Source organism: Variovorax sp. RKNM96 (assembly GCF_017161115.1).
Taxonomy (GTDB): domain Bacteria; phylum Pseudomonadota; class Gammaproteobacteria; order Burkholderiales; family Burkholderiaceae_C; genus Variovorax.
The window spans coordinates 3,068,608-3,090,949 of sequence record NZ_CP046508.1; the positions used below are offsets into that span (position 1 = coordinate 3,068,608).

19 protein-coding genes are annotated in these 22,342 nt (G+C 67.7%); 8 read left to right on the top strand and 11 right to left on the bottom strand.

From position 1 onward, the window contains the following. Nucleotides 1-60: 60 nt before the first annotated feature. The 3 genes from GNX71_RS14110 to GNX71_RS14120 all read right to left on the bottom strand — a co-directional run bounded on the left by GNX71_RS14110 (nt 61) and on the right by GNX71_RS14120 (nt 3,162). Nucleotides 61-1,644 (bottom strand): ABC transporter substrate-binding protein, encoded by a 1,584-nt coding sequence (locus GNX71_RS14110; protein ID WP_206178889.1) that lies wholly within the window; start codon nt 1,642-1,644, stop codon nt 61-63. A 6-nt stretch (nt 1,645-1,650) separates the two neighbouring features. Beyond that, nucleotides 1,651-2,187 carry a MarR family transcriptional regulator gene (locus GNX71_RS14115; RefSeq protein ID WP_206178890.1) on the bottom strand — a complete coding sequence of 179 codons (537 nt, stop codon included), beginning with the start codon at nt 2,185-2,187 and terminating at the stop codon, nt 1,651-1,653. A gap of 258 nt (nt 2,188-2,445) precedes the next feature. Further along, entirely contained in the window at nt 2,446-3,162 is a 717-nt protein-coding gene (locus tag GNX71_RS14120) for a Crp/Fnr family transcriptional regulator (protein ID WP_206178891.1), read from the bottom strand. A 187-nt stretch (nt 3,163-3,349) separates the two neighbouring features. Here GNX71_RS14120 and GNX71_RS14125 point away from each other — a divergent pair, with 187 nt between their 5' ends. The 3 genes from GNX71_RS14125 to GNX71_RS14135 all read left to right on the top strand — a co-directional run bounded on the left by GNX71_RS14125 (nt 3,350) and on the right by GNX71_RS14135 (nt 8,067). Beyond that, on the top strand, nt 3,350-5,542 hold the full coding sequence (locus GNX71_RS14125; RefSeq protein ID WP_206178892.1) for a molybdopterin cofactor-binding domain-containing protein: 2,193 nt from the start codon (nt 3,350-3,352) through the stop codon (nt 5,540-5,542). A gap of 10 nt (nt 5,543-5,552) precedes the next feature. After that, entirely contained in the window at nt 5,553-6,011 is a 459-nt protein-coding gene (locus GNX71_RS14130) for a (2Fe-2S)-binding protein (protein WP_277401895.1), read from the top strand. 70 nt (nt 6,012-6,081) lie between these two features. Then, a complete protein-coding gene (locus GNX71_RS14135; RefSeq protein ID WP_206178893.1) occupies nt 6,082-8,067 on the top strand; it encodes an ATP-binding protein in 1,986 nt (661 codons plus the stop codon). A gap of 6 nt (nt 8,068-8,073) precedes the next feature. On the opposite strand, the gene GNX71_RS14140 is transcribed toward GNX71_RS14135, so the two are convergent. Then, nucleotides 8,074-8,415 carry a c-type cytochrome gene (locus GNX71_RS14140; protein ID WP_206178894.1) on the bottom strand — a complete coding sequence of 114 codons (342 nt, stop codon included), beginning with the start codon at nt 8,413-8,415 and terminating at the stop codon, nt 8,074-8,076. A gap of 165 nt (nt 8,416-8,580) precedes the next feature. Between GNX71_RS14140 and GNX71_RS14145 the strand changes: the two genes are divergently transcribed. Next, the gene (locus tag GNX71_RS14145) at nt 8,581-9,252 is read left to right on the top strand and encodes a hypothetical protein (protein ID WP_206178895.1); all 672 of its coding nucleotides are present in this window, start codon (nt 8,581-8,583) and stop codon (nt 9,250-9,252) included. 58 nt (nt 9,253-9,310) lie between these two features. On the opposite strand, the gene GNX71_RS14150 is transcribed toward GNX71_RS14145, so the two are convergent. The 5 genes from GNX71_RS14150 to GNX71_RS14170 form a co-directional block, all read right to left on the bottom strand. Next, the gene (locus GNX71_RS14150; protein ID WP_206178896.1) at nt 9,311-9,499 is read right to left on the bottom strand and encodes a hypothetical protein; all 189 of its coding nucleotides are present in this window, start codon (nt 9,497-9,499) and stop codon (nt 9,311-9,313) included. Nucleotides 9,500-9,648: 149 nt separating this feature from the next. Further along, nucleotides 9,649-10,455 carry a PPK2 family polyphosphate kinase gene (locus GNX71_RS14155; protein WP_206178897.1) on the bottom strand — a complete coding sequence of 269 codons (807 nt, stop codon included), beginning with the start codon at nt 10,453-10,455 and terminating at the stop codon, nt 9,649-9,651. Between the two features lie 44 nt (nt 10,456-10,499). Continuing rightward, a complete protein-coding gene (locus tag GNX71_RS14160; protein WP_013541870.1) occupies nt 10,500-10,934 on the bottom strand; it encodes an RNA-binding S4 domain-containing protein in 435 nt (144 codons plus the stop codon). Nucleotides 10,935-10,946: 12 nt separating this feature from the next. Continuing rightward, nucleotides 10,947-12,368: a sensor histidine kinase N-terminal domain-containing protein gene (locus tag GNX71_RS14165; RefSeq protein ID WP_206178898.1), complete on the bottom strand. Its 1,422-nt coding sequence runs from the start codon at nt 12,366-12,368 to the stop codon at nt 10,947-10,949. A 7-nt stretch (nt 12,369-12,375) separates the two neighbouring features. Beyond that, entirely contained in the window at nt 12,376-13,056 is a 681-nt protein-coding gene (locus GNX71_RS14170) for a response regulator transcription factor (RefSeq protein ID WP_206178899.1), read from the bottom strand. 150 nt (nt 13,057-13,206) lie between these two features. Here GNX71_RS14170 and GNX71_RS14175 point away from each other — a divergent pair, with 150 nt between their 5' ends. The 4 genes from GNX71_RS14175 to GNX71_RS14190 all read left to right on the top strand — a co-directional run bounded on the left by GNX71_RS14175 (nt 13,207) and on the right by GNX71_RS14190 (nt 17,912). Beyond that, nucleotides 13,207-14,166 carry a tripartite tricarboxylate transporter substrate-binding protein gene (locus tag GNX71_RS14175; RefSeq protein ID WP_206178900.1) on the top strand — a complete coding sequence of 320 codons (960 nt, stop codon included), beginning with the start codon at nt 13,207-13,209 and terminating at the stop codon, nt 14,164-14,166. 100 nt (nt 14,167-14,266) lie between these two features. Next, nucleotides 14,267-14,818: a tripartite tricarboxylate transporter TctB family protein gene (locus GNX71_RS14180; protein WP_206178901.1), complete on the top strand. Its 552-nt coding sequence runs from the start codon at nt 14,267-14,269 to the stop codon at nt 14,816-14,818. Between the two features lies 1 nt (nt 14,819). Then, on the top strand, nt 14,820-16,343 hold the full coding sequence (locus GNX71_RS14185) for a tripartite tricarboxylate transporter permease (RefSeq protein ID WP_206178902.1): 1,524 nt from the start codon (nt 14,820-14,822) through the stop codon (nt 16,341-16,343). A 216-nt stretch (nt 16,344-16,559) separates the two neighbouring features. Next, nucleotides 16,560-17,912, top strand: a complete 1,353-nt coding sequence (locus tag GNX71_RS14190; RefSeq protein WP_206178903.1) for an alpha/beta hydrolase — start codon at nt 16,560-16,562, stop codon at nt 17,910-17,912. Here the strand turns inward: GNX71_RS14190 and GNX71_RS14195 are convergent. Both GNX71_RS14195 and GNX71_RS14200 read right to left on the bottom strand, forming a co-directional pair. Beyond that, the gene (locus tag GNX71_RS14195) at nt 17,902-19,152 is read right to left on the bottom strand and encodes an acyltransferase (protein WP_206178904.1); all 1,251 of its coding nucleotides are present in this window, start codon (nt 19,150-19,152) and stop codon (nt 17,902-17,904) included. The two genes, GNX71_RS14190 and GNX71_RS14195, sit on opposite strands and share 11 nt — an antisense overlap. 46 nt (nt 19,153-19,198) lie before the next feature. After that, complete coding sequence (locus GNX71_RS14200) at nt 19,199-22,339, bottom strand: efflux RND transporter permease subunit (protein ID WP_206178905.1); 3,141 nt, start codon at nt 22,337-22,339, stop codon at nt 19,199-19,201. Between the last annotated feature and the right edge of the window lie 3 nt (nt 22,340-22,342).

Sequence of the window (22,342 nt, forward strand, 5' to 3'; positions counted from 1 at the left end):
CCGGCCGGTTGCAGCGGGTGCAACCGGCCAACGCCTCGGTGAAAGAGGTGAGGGGCCCGCCTACTTCTTGCGCACGTTCCAGTACAGAACGGCGGGCGATGGCAGCAATCCGCTGACCACGCCACGGCGCACCGCCGTGGGTGCCTTGCCTTCGCCCAGCGGGGCGATCACGCCGCCTTCGAGCACGCGAAGCTGAATCTGCGTCGCGATGTCCTTGCGCTGCGCGAGGTCGGTGGCTTCGATGAAGCGGGTCTTCAGCGCTTCCAGCTCCGGATCGGTCGGCCAGCCGAAGAAGCCCTTGTCGCCGTTGCCGGTCAGCGGGCCATAGCTGATGGGGCTGCTGGCATCCACGCCGCCCCAGAACGTGATGAAGACGTTCCAGCCACCGTTTTCAGGCAGGTCCTTCTTGGTGCGGCGCGTCACGAGCGTGGCCCAGTCGGTGGTCTGCACGTCGACGTTGAAGCCCACCTGCTTGAGCAGTTGTCCGTAGATGGCGGGCATCTTGTTCAGCGCCGGCGCATCACCTGGCAGCAGGATGACGACAGGCTTGCCGTCGTAGCCCGACTCCTTCAGCAGCTTGCGGGCTTCCTCGAATTGCGGCTTGCCTGTGAAGAAGCCCGTCTTGTCGCTCGCATACACCGAGCCGCACAGGTAGATGGACGCGCATGGCTTGTAGAAGTCACGGTAGGTGGCCTGGGCGCGCAGCATGGCTTCCTGGTTGATGGCGAGCATGGCGGCCTTCATCGCCTTGGGGTTGTTGAAAGGCGGGACCTTGTGGTTGTAGATCGCCGTGAAAGGGCCGGCGGGCATCACGTCCACCAGCTCGATCTTCGGGTTGGTGCGCATGTCGACGAAGCCGGACGACGGCACGGTCTCGACCATGTCGACCTCGCCGTTGAGCAGGGCGTTGACCTGCGTCTGCGGGTCGCGCAGCAGCACCCATTCGACGCGATCGACGTTCACCACCTTGCCACCGGCGAGGCCCGAAGGCGCCTCCTTGCGCGGCACGTAGGCGGCGTTCTTGCGGTAGATCACGCGGTCGCCGGGGCGAAAGTCCGCCTTGGCGAGCGTGAAGGGACCGGAGCCGATCATCTCTTCGATCTGCTTGTCGGCGGGCGTCTCGGCCATGCGCCTGGGCATGATGAACGGCACCAGCGGATTGGGCTTGCCCAGCGCGTCGAGCACCACGCCGAAGGGCTGCTTGAAGTTCATCCGAAAGGTGTTGGGGCCTTCCGCGGTGATGCTGTCCATGGCCTCGTACATCTTCTGGCCGAGCGTGTCGCGCTTGGCCCAGCGGGCGAGCGAGGCGATCACGTCCTGCGAGGTGACGGGCGCGCCGTCATGGAACTTCAGGCCCGGGCGCAGCGTGAAGGTCCAGACCTTGTTGTCGGGGCTCGCAGTGTATTTCTCCACCATCTGCGGCTTGATCGCGCCCTTCTCGTCCATGCCGAAAAGCGTGTCGTAGATCATGAAGCCGTGGTTGCGCGTGATGTTGGCGGTGGTCCAGATCGGATCGAGGATCTTCAGGTCCGACGAAGGCACGGTGCGCAGCACGGTGTCCGCAGAGGCCGTGGCAGAGAACGCGAGAGCCAGTGCCGGCAGGGCGGCCGCGAACGCGCGGCGCAGCGAGAGTGGAATAGCCATGAAGCCTTACTTCTTTCGAGGAGTGCCAGAGGGAGGAGGTGAGGAGGAATCCGCAGACTTGCTTTCGCGCAGCTGGACCAGCAGAAATTCGAAGATGTCGCGCGAGCCGGCTTCCGCTTCGATGATCTTGTGCAGGATGCGGTGCAGGGTGGCGACCTCGGTCGCGCTGAGGCAGTCGAGGAAGCGCGCTTCCATTTCCCTCCCGATGGGCTCGGCCTGCAGCACGAGGTCGATGCCGGATGGGGTCAGGCACAGGTGGATCTGCCGGGCGTCTTCGCTGCCGATCTGGCGCTGCACCAGTTCGCGCTGCACCAGCGAGCCCACGAGCTTGGAGACCAGCGTCTTCTCGATGGCGCAGGTTTGCACCAGCTGGCCCATCGTGATGCCGGGTGCGCCGCCGATCATGCGAAGCAGTCGCACGTCACGGATCGACAGGCCGACTTCGATCTCGTAGATGCGCGAGCCGCGATCCCTCGTTCGCTCGGACGCCAGGTCGAGCAGGACGTTGATGTAGTCGGTTTTCAGTTCGAGCGGTGCGTGCATGAGCAGATGGGAGAAATCTTCAATAGTTGAAGTATTCAACTATCTGGGGTGCTTATGCAAGCACCGGGCCAGGGGACGAGGGAAATCACCTACGACCGGTGCTGTCGAGGGGAAGACGGATGAAGCGCCGCTCTTTCGCGGCCTGGGCAATCACATGACTGCCCTCATGCGGCACGAGCCTGGTGCGGTGCGTGCACCAGGATGCGGCTGGTTCGCCGAAGCTTCGAGCCCCTGGGTCTGCGGCTTCTCTTGTCCGGCTTATCGGCGCGCGTACGAAGTGGCGACGGATTCGACCTCACCGAGATAGCCGCGCAGCCCCGCGAGGTCGAGCACCTCGACGCCGCCGTGCTCCACCCGCAGCAGCCCCGCGCGTTCGAGTTCGTGCAATGCGCGGTTCGCACGTTGGCGCGAGACCGCGGACAGCAGGCCGATCTCGTCCTGGCTCAGGCGCACGAAGCTGCTGGTCTGCGGATAGAGCACAGGGTCGAACAGGCTGGCGAGGCAGCGTGCCACGCGTGCGTCGGGGCCCAGCAGGCGGTCGAATTCCATGAGGCCGATGAACAGGCTCAGGCGTGCGTTGATGTGCGACAGGAGGAACCGGCTGAATTCGATGTTCGTCGAGAGCAGCCGCTCGAAGGTGTGGCGCGGCACGCAGGCCATGCGCGTCGGCCGCATGGCCACGCCGTCGTAGCGCCACGGGCCGGGCTTGAGCAGCGAGCCTTCGCCGGCCCAGCCGCCGGTGGTCACGCCGGTGAAGGTGGAGACGCGGCCATCGGCCAGCGAGACCGACATCTTCACGAGACCCTCGATGATGCCGAGCCAGAGGTCGGCCGGCTCGCCGCGGCGCAGCGCGAAACCGCCGGCCGGCACCTCGCGCTCGTGCGACTCGCGCACCACGCGGTCGAGTTCCTCGGCCGTCAGGGTCTGTGCCCACAGGCTCTCGCGGAGCATGGTCTCCATGGCGTTCGACGACATACGTGCTTTCCTCGCTCGCTTGCTTGCTTTTCAGCTGGCTGGCTTGCTCACTCTTTCACCGTCCGGGCCTGCATGGAGAAGGCCCCAACGATCCGCCCGTAAGGAATGTCTTTGAAACGACACTCTTGGCGAAACGATCATGACATATTGACTCCTGTTCGCCACAACCAAAAGACAGGAGACAAGGATGGAACATCCCGAATCCGGCGCGCGCCCCACGCATGTGCCGCGCCAAGACGAACCCCCCGGCATGCGCCGGCGCGACCTGTTGGGATACGCGGCATCCGCGCCGCTGGTTTCAGCCGCGGCTGTGGGACTCGGCGGGCTGGCGGCCCCCTCGTCGGCCGAAGCGGCGATCCTGCCGATGACGCCCCCCGACACGACCGACCTGATCGACATCGGCGATGCGGTGACGCTCACCGCGCTGCCGACCATGCCGCTGGTCAAGGTGACCAACATCGCCAACGGCCGCGTGCGGCTGGAGCTTCCGCGGCTGGAGTCGGGGCAGGGCATCGCCACCGCCGCCGCGATGATGCTGGCCGACAAGCTGCGCCTGCCGCTCAGTGCGATCGAGGTCGGCTCCGCGGACGCGAGTCCCGAGCTGATCTTCAACCAGCTCACCGGGGGCTCGTCGAGCGTGCGTTCGCTGCACGCCGGCATGCCGCTGCTGGGCGGCCTGGGCGGATTGCTTTCGGGCAGCGCGAACGCGGTGGTCGGCAAGCGCACCACGCGGCTCGATGCGCTGGACATCGTGACCGGCCGCAAGAAGTTCTCGATGGACCAGGCCGTGCCCGAGGCGAAGCCGACCATGGTGTGCCGCCCGCCGACCATCAACGGCAAGTTCGTGCGCATCAACAACCTGAACACGGTGACGGCGATGCCGGGCGTGCTCGGCATCGCGCCGATCCCCGCGACCAACGGCATCGTGCCCACGCCGCCCGGCGTGGCGGTGATGGCCGAGACCTTCGGGCAGGCCTGGGCCGCGGTGAACGCGCTCGACGTCACCTGGACGGCCGGCCCGGTCGCGGGCGAATCCAACGCGAGCATCCAGCAGAAGCTCAAGAGTGCGCTGCTGCCGTTCCTGCTGCCGCCGCTGGGCGCGCTGACTGTCGAGGGCGAGTTCGAGTTCGCGGCGGTCTCGCACTGTCCGATGGAAACCGAATGCGCCATTGCCGATGTGCGTGCCGACCGGGCCGAGATCTGGTCGGGCCTGCAGAGCCCGATCGTCACGCAGCAGGCCATTGCCATCGAGCTGGGGCTGCCGCTGGACAAGGTCAAGGTGCATGCGGTGCCCTCGGGTGGCTCGTTCGGGCGGCGGCTGTTCTGGGACGCGACGCTCCAGGCGGTGCAGGCCTCCAAGGCGCTGGGCCGGCCCTGCAGGCTGATGTACCACCGCACCGACGACATGCGCCATGGCCGCGTGCGCCCGCCCATGTTCCATCGGGCGCGCGCCACCATGCTGCTGGGCCAGGTCATCGCCTTCGAGCAGCGCATTGCCGGGGTGCGGCTCGATACGCGGCACGGCTTCGGCGAGATGCTGGGCGCCGCGGCCATCGCATTGCCCAACGGCTTTCCGCAGACGGTGGGCAACTTCGCGATCGAGCAGGTCATGTTCAAGACCATGGTCACCTCGCCGTACAACTTCGGCATCACCACCAAGCTCCTGACGCCGGTGGCGATGGACATGAACACCTGCTCCTATCGCTCGGTGCACATCCAGCCTTCGCGGTTGGTGGAGGAGATCCTGGTCGACGACATGGCTCGGGCGCTGCGCAAGGACCCGGTCGCGTTCCGGCTCGAGTACCTGCGGCTGCCGCGCGCACGCGCGGTGCTCAAGGCGGCGGCCGAGGCGGCGGGATGGGGCAAGGCCATGCCGGCGGGCTTTGCGCAGGGCGTGGGGGTGCACCAGGAGTCGAAGTCGTTCACCGCCTGCATCGTCGAGATCGATGCGCGGGTGCCGACCGACGCCAAGGTCGTTCGCGCCACCATCGCGATCGACGTGGGCACGCCCATCAACCCTTCGGGCATCGAGGCGCAGATGCAGGGCGGCCTGTGCGAGTCGATCTCCATCGTGCTCACGGCGGGGCTGCACATCCAGAACGGGCTGCCGCTGGAAGGCAGCTATTCGCAGTACCACTTCGCGCGCATGAAGAACTACCCGAAGGACGTGAAGGTGATCATCATGCCGGCCAGCACCGGCGAGGCGATCGGCGGGTTGGGCGAGGTCGGCCTTTCGGCCAGCTCGGGCGCGATCGCCAATGCCTACGCGCGCGCAACGGGTCGGAAGCCACGCAGCTTCCCGCTGAATTTCCCGGTCGATTTCACCCCCATCCCCCCGGGCAAGCTGCCCACGCCGGTCGTCGTGCCGGTGCCCGCCTGAGGAGCCCACCATGTCCGTGCAATCTTTCAAGGTGAACGGCAGCAATGTCGATGTCGAGGCGCCCGACGACATGGCGCTGCTCTGGGTGCTGCGCGACAAGCTCGGCATCACCGGCCCGAAGTACGGCTGCGGCATCAACGTGTGCAAGGCCTGCACCTGCCATGTCGACGGCAAGGCGGTCACCGCCTGCTCCACGCGGGTGGCCGACGTGCGCGGCCGCCAGGTGACGACCATCGAGGGCCTGGCCAACGGCAACGTGCTGCATCCGGTGCAGCAGGCCTGGATGAACCTGGACGTGCCGCAATGCGGCTTCTGCCAGCCGGGGCAGATCATGGCGGCGGTCGACCTGCTGCGGCGCACCCGCAACCCGACCGACGCCGACATCGATGCCATCGAGAACGTGTGCCGATGTGGCACCTACGGACGCATCCGGGAGGCGATCAAGGCGGCCGCAGCCATGATGGGGTAGCGGGAAGGGCCCTCGCCAGGCGCGAACCCGTCATGCGGATGGACGGGTCGGGAGACATAATTGTTAACTAATGCACACATCTCCCGCCGATCCCGACCGCCGCACCGGGCTGGGCCGTTGGATCGCAGCGTTGTGCCTGGCCCTGCCGCTGGCTGCGTACTCCCTTGTGCAAGGGGCACACGCAGCCGATGCCGCGCCACCGTCCGATGGCGCCGTCCACATCACCCGCGCCGAACTGCTGTCCGTCCCCGGCACGGGATATTCCGCGCCTCCGCAGCGCATCGAGGACGCCCGGCTGCCGAACGACGGATGGCAGGAAGTCGACCTTCCGCACACGGCCGGGCGTGAGTTGGTTCCCACGCCGCTGGGCGGCGTGCGGACCCTCACCGACTGGTACCGCATCGACCTCTCCGGTCAGCTGCCATCGAAACAGCCGCGCCTTCTTTACCTTCCGCGCTGGAAGACGCTGGGCCATATCGCGGTGTACGGCGATGGCGTCCTGCTCTACCAATCGCATGGCAGTCCGATCCACAACGGCTACAACCATCCGCTGCTGCTGCCGCTGAATGCCACCGACGGCGCGTTTTCCCCGATCTCGGTGCTGATCCGCGTCGACCGCCTGCGCAGCAGCGGGAGCGGGTTCTCGACCGTGTGGGTGGGCGACGAGGCATCGCTGAACTGGCGCTACCAGATCCGCGAGCTGCTGCAGGTGCAGGTGCCGGCCATGGGCAGCGCCGCGTTCCTGGCGGTGGGCGTGTTCGCATTCGCGGTGTACCTGGGCAAGCGGCGCGAGTCGCTCTATCTGCTGTTCTTCGCGATCTCGGCGCTGGCCTTCCTGCGGACGCTCCACTACTACGCGGGCGGCAACTATTTTCCGGTCTCGGACGAACTGTTCGAATGGATGACGGTGGCCTCGCTGCTCTGGTTGATCATCGCCATCCATCTCTTCCTCGAGCGCTTGCACCAGCAGCCCTCGCCCTGGCTGACGCGCTTGTCGGTGACGCTGGCAACGGCCGGCAGCATCGCCACGCTGCCGCACCTGTCGCCGTCCATAGCGAGCCTCTACCTGATCACGCCGCTGCTCAACCTGATGGTGCTGCCCGTCGCGGTGCTGATCTTTGCGGTGAACCTCCGCAAGGCGTTGCGCGCGAAACTGCCCGAGGGGCGGCTGGTGGCGGGCTGGACGGTCTTTGCCGTCGCGTTCACTTCCTACGACGGGCTGCTGCAGAACAACCTGGTGAGCCCGGAGAGCGTGTACACCTCGCCCTACGCAATCATCAGTTTGTTCTTCGTCTTCTCGTACATCATGTTCGAGCGGTACACCGGCGCGTTCGCCGAAGTGGCCCGGCTGAACAAGGGTCTGGCGCAGCGTCTGCAGGCACGCGAAGCCGAACTGGAGCAAAGCTACCAGCGGCTGCGCGTGATCGAGAACCAGCAGATGCTCGATGCCGAGCGCCGGCGCCTGATGCAGGACATGCACGACGGGCTGGGCTCGTCGCTGATCAGTGCCATCCGCTCGGTGGAGCGGGGCGCCATGAACGACACCGAGATCTCCGACGTGCTCAAGGGCTGCATGGACGACCTGAAGCTGGCCATCGATTCCATGGAGAGCGTGGACGCCGACCTGCTGCTGCTTCTGGCCACCTTGCGTTTTCGCCTGGCGCCGCGTATCGAGAGCGCCGGCGTGGCGCTGCGCTGGGAAGTGCAGCCCGTGCCCGCGCTGCCCTGGCTGGACCCGGGGAGCGCGCTGCACATCCTGCGGATCATGCAGGAGTGCATCGCCAATGTGCTGCGCCACACGCGGGCCACCACCATCGGCTTCAGCACCGCGACGGCGGGCGAGGGCGTCTCCGTGGTGATCGAGGACAACGGTGCGGGCTTCGATGTGCAGGAGGCCCTGCAGCGCAGCGGCCGGGGGCTGCGCAACCAGCAGCAGCGCGCAACGGCGATCGGCGGAACCGTGAGCTGGGAGTCCGGCAGCGGCGGAACGCGCTTCACGCTGTGGCTGCCGCTTCAGCGCAAGGCCGATGCCGAGAAGCCGGCGCGGCCTTCCTGAGCCGAGCTACTTCGGGCCGTCGGTCTTTGCCAGCGGAGGCTGGGACAGCACCCAGGTCGCCAGCACGCGCGAATCGGCTTCCGACACCAGGCTCTGCCGCGGCATGATGACGCGGCCCCAGGTGCCGACACTGCCGTTGCGGATCTTCTCCGCCAGGCGCGGCGGCGCCTCCGGATCGTTGCGATAGCGCTCCGCGATCTGCGCGAAACCCGGGCCGACCTGCTTGTGGATGAGCCCGTGGCAGGCCATGCACCCGTTTTTCCTGAGCAGGTCCACCGGCGCGGTCTGCGCGGTGGCGATGGATGCGCTGTTGAAAAGCAACAGCAGGGCGGCGATCGGGAACTTCATGCGCAGGGGTTGTAGGTACTTTGATTTGCGGGCCGCCGAGAGCGGGAATGCATGGTCGCATGCCGCCTCGTCGGTCGTCGTGCATTCGCGACAAGTCGATTCAGGAGTAACTATATGTATGGTTAAATCCGCGGAACTACCGCGAAAGAGGACGAGGGAAACCCCATGAAGCTGTTGCTGAGCATTGCGTTCGCCGCTGTGGCCCTGATCGGCTGCACCGCCAGGGCGCCGCTGGTGCCGACCGAACCCGGCACCGGGTCCGGACTCACCTACGTGCCCATGGTTGCCATGGAAGGCGTCGACAAGGTGCGCTACGACAACGACGTGCAGGCCTGTCGCACCGCAGCCACCCGGATCACCTCGCGCAGCGAGACTGGCGACGCCATGTGGCTGGCGCTGGGCCTGGGCCTGATCACGGTGCACGGCCAGGGCATCGTTGCCGCCGCTTCGTACACCGGCATCAGCGCTGCCGTCATCGACTGGAACGGCCGTCCCACTTCGGAGCTCATGGCCGAGCACCAGGAGATCGCGATCGTCCACTGCATGGCCAAGCGCGGCTACCGCAACCTCGATCCGGACGTGCGCGACACGTTCTACGGCCACACCTTCGATCCGGTCGTCGCCGCCAAGCCGCGCCGCACCGGCATCGATACCTACAACGTCGAATCGCTCGCCAAGGCCGGTCGCTGCAACGTGCAGCCGCGCGCCGAACTCACGGCCAAGGGCCCGGGCTTCGAGTCGTACAACGTGCCTTGCGAAAACGGCGGCACCTGGGCGGTGCGCTGCGAATTCGGCAAGTGCCGCGTGCTGGCGCAGGCGCCGGTCCGCCGCTCCTGAGTTTCTTCAGGCCAAACAGAAAGAAGCCGGCTCTCATGCCGGCTTCTTTTTTAGCGCTTCAACGCCAGACGTAATGTCCCGGCACGCGGCGGCCGTGTTCGCGGTGCGCCGGCACCCAGACCTTGTGCTTGCGGTGATGCGGCGCTGCATGCGGGCGGTCGTAGCCCGGTCCGTGGCGGGGCGCCGGTTGCGCGAGGACCGCGCTCGAGAGGACACAGGCGGCGAGAACGAAGAGTATCTTTTTCATGTTGGAGTCCTTCGGGTTGATGGATGCACCTGGAGCAGGTACGGCATGAACCTTAGTTTGCGGCGGTGCTCGGCCTCGTAGGCCGGTGAGCACTTTACAAACAGGACGTTGCAGTGGCACGACGCCACTGCAACCAACGGCGTCCCGTCTTACTTGACGATCATCCCCTTGAGCGCCGGGTCCGGCGGCGGTGCCTTGAGCTTCATCTGCCGCAGCGTCTTCATCAGCAGCTGTGCAATCATCAGGTTGCGGTGCCGCTTGCTGTTGGCGGGGATCACATACCAGGGCGCGTGCTCGGTCGAGGTGGCCGACAGCGCGTTGTCGTAGGCGCGCTGGTAGGCGCTCCACTTGGTGCGCACCTCCAGGTCGCCCATGCTGAACTTCCACTGCTTGCCGGGTGTGTCGATGCGGGCCTGCAGGCGCTCGCGCTGCTCGTCCTTGTCGATGTGCAGCATGCACTTGACGATGACCGTGCCGGTCTCGGTCAGCAGCCGCTCGAAGTCGTTGATCTGCGCATAGCGGCGCTTGGCCTCGGCCTTGTCGATCCAGCCTTCGACCACCGGCACCAGCACGTCTTCGTAGTGGCTGCGGTTCCACACCGCGATCTCGCCGTTGCGCGGCACGACGGCGTGGCAGCGCCAGAGGTAGTCGCGCGCCCGTTCTTCCTCGGTCGGCGCCTTGAAGGCCGCCACCCGCACGCCCAGCGGCGAGGTGCGCGAGAACACCCAGCGCACCGTGCCGTCCTTGCCGCTGGTGTCCATGCCCTGCAGCACCAGCAGCACCTTGCGGCGGCCTTCGGCGTGCAGCAGGTTCTGCAGCTCGTCGAGCTCGACGGCCATCGCGTCGACCTCTTCGCGCTGCGCGGCTTCGTCGCCCTCGCAGAAGGCGGTGTCGCCGGGATCGACCTGCGAGAGCTTGAACTTGCTGCCGACGCGGTATTTCTTGAAGCTGGCCATGAACCGGAACCCCTTGAAGAAGGAAAGCCGACAGCGTAAGCGAATCAGCGCTCGGTATCTTCGGGATCGATCGAGGCGCTCCAGCGGTTGTCCCATTCGGCGTGGCGCACCGCGCCGTCGAGATCGCGCCGGTCGCGCTTGGTCGGGCGGCCCTGTTCGATGGCCAGGGCCGGCTCGCTGCCCATGCGCCGCTGTTCGCGCAGCGCGGCCTGTGCGGCGATGCTTTCGGCCGTTTCCTCGTAGAGCAATTGGGCGACGGGCGCCGGCCCGCGCTGGCCGCTGATGCCGCGCACCGTCACGGTCCGCGTCTGCACGCCCAGGCGCATCGTCACGGTGTCGCCGGCCTTCACCTCGCGCGAGGCCTTGGCGACGTCGCCGTTCACCTGCACCCGGTTCTTGCCGATTTCCTCCGCGGCCAGCGAACGCGTCTTGAAGAAGCGTGCGGCCCAGAGCCATTTGTCGATGCGCAGACGTTCCAGAGATTCCATAGATCAGGAATTGTGCCGCCAGAGCGGCAGGTGCACGACGGCGTCCAGCCCGATGACCCTGGCGGCGCTGTCCTGCGTAGTGCGGTTTTCGAGGTCGATGCGCCCTTCGAGCGCCAGCACGATCTCGCGGCAGATCGCCAGGCCCAGCCCCGAGCCGCTGGACGTGCTGCCGGCGGAGAAGGGCGCGAACAGGCGCTGCCGCAACTCGGGCGAGATGCCGGGCCCTTCGTCGCGTACCGTCAGCACCGCCTGACCCTCGACGGCGCGCACGCTCACCGACAGCGCCGCGCCTTGCGGGCTCAGCTTGATCGCGTTGTGCAGCAGGTTGCGGGTGAGCTCCTGCAGCATCCACTGGTGCGCGCGCACCGTCACCGGCTCGTCGATGGCCAGTTCGAAATCGAGCGCCTTGTCGGCCACCAGCGGCGACAGGTCGAGCACGATGTTGCGCACCACGTCGCCCAAGTCGAGCGTCACCGACTCGGGCTGCTGGCGCAGTTGCTCCACCTTGGCGAGCGAGAGCATCTGGTTGGCCAGCATCGTGGCGCGCTCGACCGTCTGGCTGATCTCGCCGAAGGCCTGCTCGGGCGCCACGTCACCGCGGCGCGCCGACTGCACCTGTGCCTTGAGCACCGCCAGCGGCGTGCGCAGCTGGTGGGCGCTGTCGCGCACGAAGCGTTTCTGGTGGTCGAGCAGCCGCTGCAGCCGGCCCATCACCTCGGTGGTGGCGTCGATCAGCGGGCGCAGTTCGCGCGGGGCATCGGGTGCATCGATGGGCGAGAGGTCGTCTGCCGGCCGCTCCTCGATGGCTTCGCCCAGTTCGCGCACCGAGCGCGTGGCGCGGTGCACCACGAACACCGTGACGCCGGCGATCACGCCCATCAGCAGTAACTGACGCCAGAGCGTGTCGAGCAGCAGCTTGCGCACCAGCGTCTCGCGCAGCTCGAGCGTCTCGGCCACCTGTACCACCGCCATGCCGCGGCCGCGCGCACTGGCCACCGGCTGCAGCAGCACCGCCACCCGCACCGGCTGGCCGCGGAACTGCGCGTCGTAGAAATCGACCAGCGCCGCATACGCGCTGCGGTCGGGAATGCGGCCGCGCCAGAACGGCAGTTCGGCAAAGCCCGAGATCATCTCGCCGTCGAGTGCGGAGACCCGGTAGAACAGGCGGCTGCGGTTGTCGGCCTCGAAGGCTTCGAGCGCGGAGTAGGGCACGATCGCGCGCAACTGCGCGAGCTCGTCGTAGCCCTCCACGTCGAGCTGTTCGCCGATGGTCTTGGCCGAAGCGAGCAGCGTGCGGTCGTAGGCGGTGGTGGCGGCCGCGAGGCTCTGGCGGTACAGGCTCACGCTGTTGATCACGATGAACAGCGCCACCGGCGCGAGGATGCCGATCAGCAGCCGCGCGCGCAGCGAGGAGACATGCCTCATACGGCCTTCATGTCTCGGGCCGCAGCAGATAGCCGAGGCCGCGCATCGTCATGAGCACCGCGCCCGTGCCCACGAGCTTCTTGCGAAGGCGATACACCACCACCTCGATGGCCTCGTACTGCACCTCGGTCTCGCCCGGGAACACCAGCTCGAACAGGCGCTCCTTGGTGACCGCATGGCCCGGCTTCATCATCAGCGCCTTCATCAGCGCGAGCTCGCGCGGCGTGAGTTCGAGCAGGTCGGCGCGGTTGTAGATGGCGCCGTTGTCGGGCTCGAAGCGCAGGCCGCCGATCTCCTGCGGGTTGAGCGCGGTGTCGAGGCCCGCGCTCTGGCTGCGCCGGCGCAGCGCGCGGATGCGGGCCTCCAGCTCGTCGAGGTCGAAGGGCTTGGGCAGGTAGTCGTCGGCGCCGGCGTTCAGGCCGACGATGCGGTCGCCCACGGTGCCGCGGGCCGTGAGCAGCAGCACCGGCGTGCGCAGTCCCTCGGCGCGCGCCTGGGCCAGCACCTGCAGGCCGTCGAGGTTGGGCAGGCTCAGGTCGAGCGCCACCACGTCGGGCTCGATGGCGCGCCACTGCGCCACCGCCTCGGCCCCGTCGCCGCAGACGCGCACATCGATCCGGCGGCGGCCGAGGGTGCGTTGCAGGGTGATCTGCATCGAGGGATCGTCTTCGACCAGCAGCAGCTTCATACGGGGGTCATGCGGGGGGAGCGGAATGGATACTTTGGTGTTTTCCCCAGTCTGGCGGACAGCCAACTGACAGCGGGGCGGCGCATGATAGCGGCTCAGGCCCCAGTCAGGTTCCTGCCACTTTCCTTTCAGCCCCTGGAGACAACCACAATGCGTCGCGATACCTTTTTGAAGTCCCTGGCCGCTCTGGCCGCCGCCGGAGCGCTTCCGCTCTCGGCGCGTGCCGCAGCCAACGTCAAGATGATGATCCCCGCCAACCCGGGCGGCGGCTGGGACACCACCGGCCGCGCATTGGGCAAGGCCCTGAGCGACGCCAAGGTGGCCGACACCGTCACCTACGACAACAAGGGCGGCGCTGCCGGTGCACTGGGCCTGGCCCAGTTCGTGAACGGCTCCAAGGGCGATGCCAACGCGCTGATGGTCATGGGCTCGGTCATGCTGGGCGGCATCATCACCGGCAAGCCACCGGTCAAGCTGGAGCAGGCCACGCCCATCGCGCGCCTGACCACCGAATACAACGTGTTCGTGCTGCCGGCCAATTCGCCCCTGAAGACCATGAAGGACGTGGTCGACCAGCTCAAGAAGGACCCGGGCAGCGTCAAGTGGGGCGGCGGTTCGCGCGGTTCCACCGAGCACATCGCCGCGGCCATGATCGCGCAGAAGGTCGGCGCCGATCCCTCCAAGATCAACTACGTGGCCTTCCGCGGAGGCGGTGAAGCCACCGCCGCCATCCTGGGCGGCAACGTCACGGTGGGCGGCAGCGGCTACAGCGAGTTCGCCGAATACATCGCCGCCGGCAAGATGAAGGCGATTGCCGTCACCTCCGCCCAGCGCCTGCCGGGCATCAACGTGCCCACGCTCAAGGAGCAGGGCATCGACGTGGAAATCGGCAACTGGCGCGGCGTGTACGGCGCCCCCGGCATCTCGGCCGAGCAGCGCAAGGCGCTGACCGACATGGTGCTGGCCGCCATGAAGAGCGCCTCGTGGGCCGAGTCGCTCAAGAAGAACGACTGGACGCCTGCCGTGATTTCGGGCGAAGCGTTCGCCAAGTTCGTCGACGACGACTTCGCCAGCCTCCGGGCGATCATGACCAAGTCCGGCATGGTCTGACGCGCACCCTGCGCACCTTGCATGCCGAATGGCACGCTGTCCTCGCAAGAGACGACAGCGTGCCGTTTTCAAATCCAGCACCACATTCCGGGAGCAAAAAATGACAACTCCAGATTCCTCGGTCTCGCCGCCTGACGCGGCGGCGCAAGCGGCGGCCGTCTGGCCCCAAACCCTCGTCGGCGCGGGCGTCCTGCTCACCGGCCTGGCATTGGCCTTCGGTGCCATCGGCATCTCCTCCGAAGCCGGCTACGGCGGCGTCGGCCCCAACTTCCTGCCCTGGATGGTGTCCGTGGTGCTCGTGCTCTGCGGCGCCTGGATCCTCTGGGAAGCGCGCACCGGCGGCTTTCGCGAGCTCGACGCGCCCACGGGCGCCGACCGCGCCTACTGGCCCGGCTTCGTCTGGGTCTCGGCGGGCCTCTTGCTCAACGCGGCGCTGATCACCACGCTGGGCTTCATCCTGAGCTGCACGCTGTGCTACCTGCTGGCCGTGCAGGGCCTGCGCCGCGCGAGCGGACAGGCCGGCGTGAATTCGCCGCGCACCTTCGCCATCGATTTCGTCACCGGCGCGCTGATCTCCGCCCCGGTGTTCTGGATGTTCACGCAGTTCCTGGCGATCAACCTGCCGGGCCTCACATCGACGGGCTGGTTCTGACATGGAAATCTTCAACGCACTGATGGCGGGTTTCGCCACCGCGATCACCCCGATCAATCTGCTCTGGTGCCTGGTCGGCTGTGCCCTGGGCACGGCCGTCGGCGTGCTGCCCGGCATCGGCCCGGCGGTGGCGGTGGCCATGCTGCTGCCGATCACCGGCAAGGTCGACATCACGGCCTCGATGATCTTCTTCTCGGGCATCTACTACGGCGCCATGTACGGCGGCTCTACCACCTCGATCCTGCTGAACACGCCCGGCGAAACCGCCAGCATGGTGACCGCGATGGAGGGCAACAAGATGGCCAAGAGCGGCAGGGCGGGCGCAGCGCTCGCCACCGCGGCCATCGGCTCCTTCGTGGCCGGCACCATCGCCACCGTCATCGTCACGCTGTTCGCGCCGTTCGTGGCCGAGTTCGCGGTCAAGCTCGGGCCGCCCGAGTATTTCCTGCTGATGCTGCTGGCCTTCACCACGGTGAGCGCGGTGCTCGGCAAGAGCACGCTGCGCGGCATGACGGCGCTGTTCGTGGGGCTTGCGGCCGGCTGCGTGGGCCTGGACCAGATCTCCGGCCAGGGCCGTTACACCGGCGGCGTGCCCGAGCTGCTCGACGGCATCGAGATCGTGCTGGTTGCGGTCGGCCTGTTCGCCGTGGCCGAAGTGCTTTACGCCGTCCTCTACGAGGGCAAGGTGGTCGAGGGCCAGAACAAGCTCAGCCGCGTGCACATGACCAAGCGCGACTGGAAGCGTTCCATTCCGGCCTGGCTGCGCGGCACCGCCATCGGCACGCCATTCGGCTGCATCCCGGCCGGCGGGACCGAGATTCCGACCTTCCTGAGCTATGCGATGGAAAAGAAGCTCGCGAAGGACAAGGACGCCAAGGCCGAGTTCGGCACCACCGGCGCCATCGAAGGCGTGGCCGGCCCCGAGGCCGCCAACAACGCCACGGTGACGGCCGCGCTGATCCCGCTGCTCACGCTCGGCATCCCGACCTCGAACACCACCGCCATCCTGCTGGGCGCGTTCCAGAACTACGGCATCCAGCCCGGTCCGCAGCTCTTCACCACCTCGGCCGCGCTGGTGTGGGCGCTGATCGCCTCGCTCTACATCGGCAACGTGATGCTGCTGGTGCTGAACCTGCCGATGGTGGGCCTGTGGGTCAAGCTCCTGAAGATCCCGAAGCCGCAGCTCTACGCCGGCATCCTGATCTTCGCGACGGTGGGTGCCTACGGCATGCGCCAGAGCGCGTTCGACCTGTTCCTGCTCTACGGCATCGGCCTCCTGGGCGTGGTGATGCGCCGCTTCGATTTCCCGACCGCCCCCGTGGTGGTCGGCATGATCCTCGGCCCGCTGGCCGAAGCGCAACTGCGCAATGCCATGTCGATCGGCGAGGGCAGTGCGGTGGTGTTCTTCCAGCGTCCGATGTCGATCGCGCTGGTGATCATCGTGGTGGCCGTGCTGGTGCTGCCGCGCCTGGCCAAGCGCATGAGCGAACGCAAGCTCAAGCGCCTCGCGCAGCTGGACGCCTGACGCTTCTTTCGTTCACCTTGAAATGCCGCGGCGCCCTGGCCCCGCGGCATTTTTCATTCAGGCCGGCCGCCATTGGCGCGGCAGGGCGGCCGTTCGCGCCGCGTCCGGTGCGTTTCGTCGCAACGCGGATGCACCGCGCGGCACGCGTTCCTAGAGTCCGGCACCAGAAGACGCCGTCCGTCTTCGCTGGCCGGAACACAACGAAAGGAACTCGCCATGGAACGCCGTCATTTCGCCCGTTCGATCCTTGCTGCCGCCGGTGCCATCGCCCTGGGGGCGAGAGCCGAAGAAGCAAACCCGCAAGCGCCTGCCGCCGCCGCATCGCCTAGCGCCCCTGGCCTGAAGCCCTTCCTCTTCGAGAAGGACGAGACCTTCTGGTACGAGACGCTGCGCTCCTTCGGCCACATCGCCTATGGCGGCGCGGATTTCGGCGAGGTGGTGGTCACCGCCCAGCGCATCCGCGGCGGCGACTACGACAGCTGGCACGACGAATGGCGCCTCACAGCCGACCGGGTGGCCGCGGAGGCACAACAAAGCCTGGCCACCGGTCACAACGTCAGCGCACGCGATGCGTTCTTCCGCGCTTCCAACTACTACCGCAGCGCGGAGTTCTTCCTGCACGGCAACCCGGCCGACCCGCGCATCAATGCAGCCTACGACCGCAGCGTCGAGTGCTTCCGCGCGGCCGTGCGGCTCACCGACGGCGCGATCGAGCCGGTGCGCATCCGCTACGAGGGCACGAGCCTGCCGGGCTATTTCTATCGCGCCGCCGGCAAGGGCGCAAAGCGCCGCCCGACTGTGGTCATGCACAACGGCTTCGACGGCTCGGTCGAAGAGATGCACTACGTCGCCGCAGCCGCACTCGCCGATCGCGGCTACAACGTGCTGAGCTTCGACGGCCCCGGCCAGCCCGGTCCGATGCACCGCGAAGGCCTGGTGCTGCGCCCCGACTGGGAACGCGTGGTCAGTCCGGTGCTCGACCACGTGCTGGCGCGGCCCGACGTCGATGCAAAGCGCGTGGCGCTGCTGGGAAACAGCCTGGGCGGCGTGCTGGCACCGCGTGCCGCGGCGTTCGAGCCGCGCATCCGCGCGCTGATTGCGCTCGACGGCATCTACGACATGGGCGTGAAGACGCTGCCGATGTTCGGTGGCCAGCGCGAGGTGGCGCGGCGCGTGCTCACCGCGCCCTCGGCGCCCGACATCGACAAGGCGCTCGCGCAGATGGCCGCGCACGACGCGCAGGCGCGCTGGGCCTTCGGCCACGGCGCCTGGGTCACCGGCAAGGGCACGGCACGCGGTTATCTCTCGACGCTGCTCGACTACAACGTGGCGGATGGCGTGGCCGAGCGCATCCAGTGCCCGACGCTGGTGTGCGCCGCCGCGAACGACATGTTCTTCAAGGGCCAGCCCGAGGCGCTGTATGCGCACCTGACATGCCCGAAGACCTTTCTCGCGCTCGACGACACGCTGGGCGCCGGCGCGCATTGCCACGCGGGGGCGCAGCGCCTGGCGATGGCGCGCATCGGCGACTGGCTCGACACGACGTTCGCCGCCCCGCTCAGGAGTTGACGGCCTGCGCCGCAGGCAGGCCGCGCAGGCTGGATCGCGCACGCTTGCCCTGTGCGATGCCCGGCTTCTCCACCAACCGGTAGCTGACCACCGAAGCGGCCACGAGCAGCAGCGCGCACAGCGTGCCGACCAGCCAGTACTGCATTGCCCCGGCCACTGCGAAGTCCCGCAGCGGCGGTACCGCGAAGACCGCGGTCAGCGCGATGCCCTGCAGCAGGTAGATGCTGTAGCTCGCCGTGCTCATGCGCCGCGCCGCGCGCAGGGCCAGCAGGCCGTAGAGCGTGCTGCCGCTGCAGACCAGATGAAAAAAGAGCCAGAGCAGCACGACCTGAACGGGGCCGACCATGTGCGGGAACCCGAGGAACAGGGCGCCCAGGCAGGCAAGGGCGAGCAGCGATGCGCCCCATGCCGGCAGGCGTGAAGCGAGCCGCCTCGCGCCTTCGTGCCGGATCAGCCACGCCGACAGCATTCCGAGGAGAAACGACGCCAGCACCCACGCCATCGCACCGATCACCAGCGCGAGCGTGGGCTGCGTGGGCGAGCCGGCCGACGGAAGCGCTGCGATCGTCAGCGCCGGCAGGCACAGCAGCAGCAAGCCGCCGGCGACGAAGCGCGGCGTCCGCCCGTTGCGCGCGAGCGGTGCCATCAGCCGGAGCGAACCGTAGAACAGCCACTCCACGAAGACCGTCCAGGTCACGCCCGCGAGGATGAACGTCGTGCCGACATAGCCGTTGATGTCGGGCTGCATCGGCACGATGCCGAGCGCGAGCCATTGCAGCGCCCCGCCCAGCACCGACCAGACCGGCTCCCTGAGCGTGAACCCGGTTTTCCAGGCGACGATGAAAAGCATCAGCCCGACCGCCACCAGGTACATCGGGCCGATGCGCCAGAGCCGGCCGACGTAGAGGCTGCGCCAGTCGGGCCGGCCCTTGGTGTCGAGCAATTTGCCCCAGAACAGGAAGCCGGTGATCATGAAGAAGACCCCCACGCCGACCTGCCCGAGCAGTGTGGGGAAGCCCGGGGGCGGAAACGTCCACTCGCCGCGTTCGAGGTAGCCGTGGGTCACCATCAGGTGATGCACGAAGACGCTGAGGGCGAGAAAGCCGCGCAGCCCGTCGAGCGTCGCGGTGCGCTGGTCGCGCTGCGGCGGCTCGTCGGCGGCGCGGAAGACCGGCAGGGCCAGCGCGACGAGCACCACGCCGATGAGCACGACATACGGCCAGGCGGAGAAGACGCTCATCGCTGACCTCGTGTCGTCGTGTTCGATGCCGTGGGCTGGCAGGGGCTCAGGCGCCTGTTCGGACGGGCGCGGTGCCGCTGTCCCCCGGGGTCTCGCGCAGGTCGTCGTCGATGTGCGGATCGGCCGGCTGCCCGCGCAGCCTGCGCACGGTGCGCCGAATCCAGTGCTCGATGTCGTCCACGTAGGTGAACACCGCCGGCACCACCAGCAGGCTCAGCACGGTCGAGGTGATCAGCCCGCCGATCACCGCCATCGCCATCGGCGAGCGGAAGCTCGAGTCGGCGGCGCCGAAGCCGACGGCAATCGGCAGCATGCCGGCGCCCATGGCGAGCGTGGTCATGATGATGGGCCGCGCGCGCTTGTGGCAGGCGTCGCGCAGCGCGTCCCAGCGGCTCATGCCGTGGTCGCGGCGCGCCACGATGGCGTACTCCACCAGCAGGATCGAGTTCTTCGTCGCGATGCCCATGAGCATGATGAGCCCGATCAGCGACGGCATCGAGAGCGCCTTCTGCCCGATCAAGAGGCCCACGAAGGCGCCGCCAAGCGCCAGCGGTAGCGCGCACAGGATGGTCACCGGGTGCAGGAAGTCCTTGAACAGCAGCACCAGCACGATGTAGATGCACAGCACGCCGGTCAGCATCGCGAGGCCGAAGCTGGCGAAGAGTTCGGTCATCACTTCCGCGTCGCCCACCTCGGTCACGCGCACGCCGGGTGGCAGCTTCTGGATCGAGGGCAGCTTCGACACCGCCTCCTTGGCGTCGCCCAGGCCCACGCCCGAGAGTTCGATCTCGAAGTTGACATTGCGCGAGCGGTCGTAGCGGTCGATCACGGCCGGGCCGCCTTCCATGGTGAGCGAGGCCACCTGGCTCAGCATGACGGGGCCGCGTGCGCCCGGCACCGAGAGGCGGCCGAGCAGGTCGAGGTCCTTGCGCGCCGAGTCTTCCAGCTTCACCACGATCGGCACCTGCCGCTGCGCGAGGTTGAGCTTGGCGAGCGACTGGTCGTAGTCGCCCAGCGTGGCCACGCGCAGTGTCTCGGCAATGGCGGCGCTGGTCACGCCCAGGTCGGCGGCGCGCGCGAAGTCGGGCCGCACGGCGATCTCGGGGCGGATCAGGCTCGCGGTGGAGGTGATGTTGCCCAGGCCGTGGATCGTGCGCAGGTCCTTCTCGACAGCGCTGGCGGCGGCCGCCAGCGCCAGCGGGTCTTCGCCCGTGAGCGCCAGGATGTACTTCTCGCCCGAGCCGCCCAGGCCCACGGTGCTGCGCACGCCGGGCAGGGTTTCCAGGGCGGTGCGGATCTGGTTCTCGATCACTTGCTTGCGCGGCCTGTCGCCGCGCTCGTCCAGCTTGATGGTGAGCGTGGCCTTGCGCGTCTCGGGCGTGCCGAAACTCGCGAACGGGTCGCCGCCCGCGCTGCCGCCGGCCACCGTGGTGTAGACGCTCCTCACGTGGTCGATCTTCATCACGCGGTTGCGCGTTTCCTCGGCGGCCGCGGTGGTCTGCGCGAGCGTGGAGCCGGGCGCGAGCGAGAGGTAGATCTGTGTCTGCGAGTTGTCGTCCGGCGGAATGAAGCCGGTCTTGAGCAGCGGGATCATCGCCAGCGAGCCGAAGAAGAAGAGGGTGGCCAGCACCATCGTCTTGAAGCGGTTGTGCGTGCTCCACGCCACTGCGCGCATGTACCAGCGCAGCCACCCCGGCTCTTTTTCTTCGCCGACCACGGGCTTCAGGATGTAGGCCGCCATCATCGGCGTGAGCACCCGCGCGACCACCAGCGAGGCGAACACCGCGAGCGAGGCCGTCCAGCCGAACTGCTTGAAGAACTTGCCGGCCACGCCGCTCATGAAGGCCGTCGGCAGGAACACCGCGATCAGCGTGAAGGTGGTGGCAATCACCGCCAGGCCGATTTCGTCGGCCGCCTCCATCGCCGCCTGGTAGGGCGTCTTGCCCATGCGCAGGTGCCGCACGATGTTCTCGACCTCCACGATCGCGTCGTCCACCAATATCCCGACCACCAGCGAGAGCGCGAGCAGCGAGATGACGTTGACCGAGAAGCCCAGCACGAACATGCCGATGAATGCCGGGATCACCGACATCGGCAGCGCCACGGCCGAGACGAAGGTGGCGCGCCAGTCGCGCAGGAACAGCCATACCACGATCACCGCCAGGATGGCGCCTTCGTACAGCAGGTGCAGCGAGCCGTTGTATTCCTCTTCCACCGGGTCGACGAAGTTGAAGGCTTCGGTCAGCTCGATGTCGGGGCGCTGCGCGCGCATCTCGCCCAGTGCCTTCTGTATCGCGTGGCCCACTTCCACTTCGCTGGCGCCGCGGCTGCGGGCCACTTCGAAGCCCACCACCGGCTTGCCGTTGAGCAAGGCGCCCGAGCGCGGCTCGGCAATGGTGTCGCTGATGCGTGCCACCTGATCGAGTCGCACGCGGCGGCCGTCGGACAGCACGATCTGGATGTCGTTCAGCTGGTCGGCCGACTGCACGGTGGCGAGCGTGCGCACCGGCTGTTCGCTGCCGCCCAGGTCGAAGCGGCCGCCCGCGCTTTCGACCTGCACCTGGCGCAGCTGGCGCGAGATGTCGGCGGCCGAGGCGCCCAGCGCCTGCAGCTTGCTCGGGTCCAGGTCAATGTGCACCTGGCGCGTGACGCCGCCCACGCGGTTCACCGCGCCCACGCCGGGCAGCGCGAGCAGCTTCTTGGTGACGTCGTTGTCCACGTACCAGCTGAGCGCCTCGGCGTCCATCTGCGAGGAGGCGATGGTGAAGGCCAGCACCGGCTGGCCCGCCAGGTCGAGCTTGGTGACCACCGGGTCGCGCACGTCGGCCGGCAGGTCGGCGCGCACGCGCTGCACCGCGGAGCGCACGTCGTCCACGGCTTCCTGCACCGGCTTTTCGAGGCGGAACTCGACGATCAGCGTGGCGGCGCCGTCCTGTACCTTGGTGGTGATGTGCTTCAAACCCTGCACGGTGGCGATGGAGTTCTCGAGCTTGCGCGCGACGTCGGTTTCCAGCTGCGAAGGCGCGGCACCGGGCAGCAACGCCGAGACCGTGACGGTCGGCAGGTCGATGTCCGGAAAGTTCTGCACCTTCATCGCGTTGAACGACAGCAGCCCACCGAAGGTGAGCAGCACGAACAGCATCACCGCCGGAATCGGGTTGCGTATGGACCAGGCGGAAACGTTCATGAG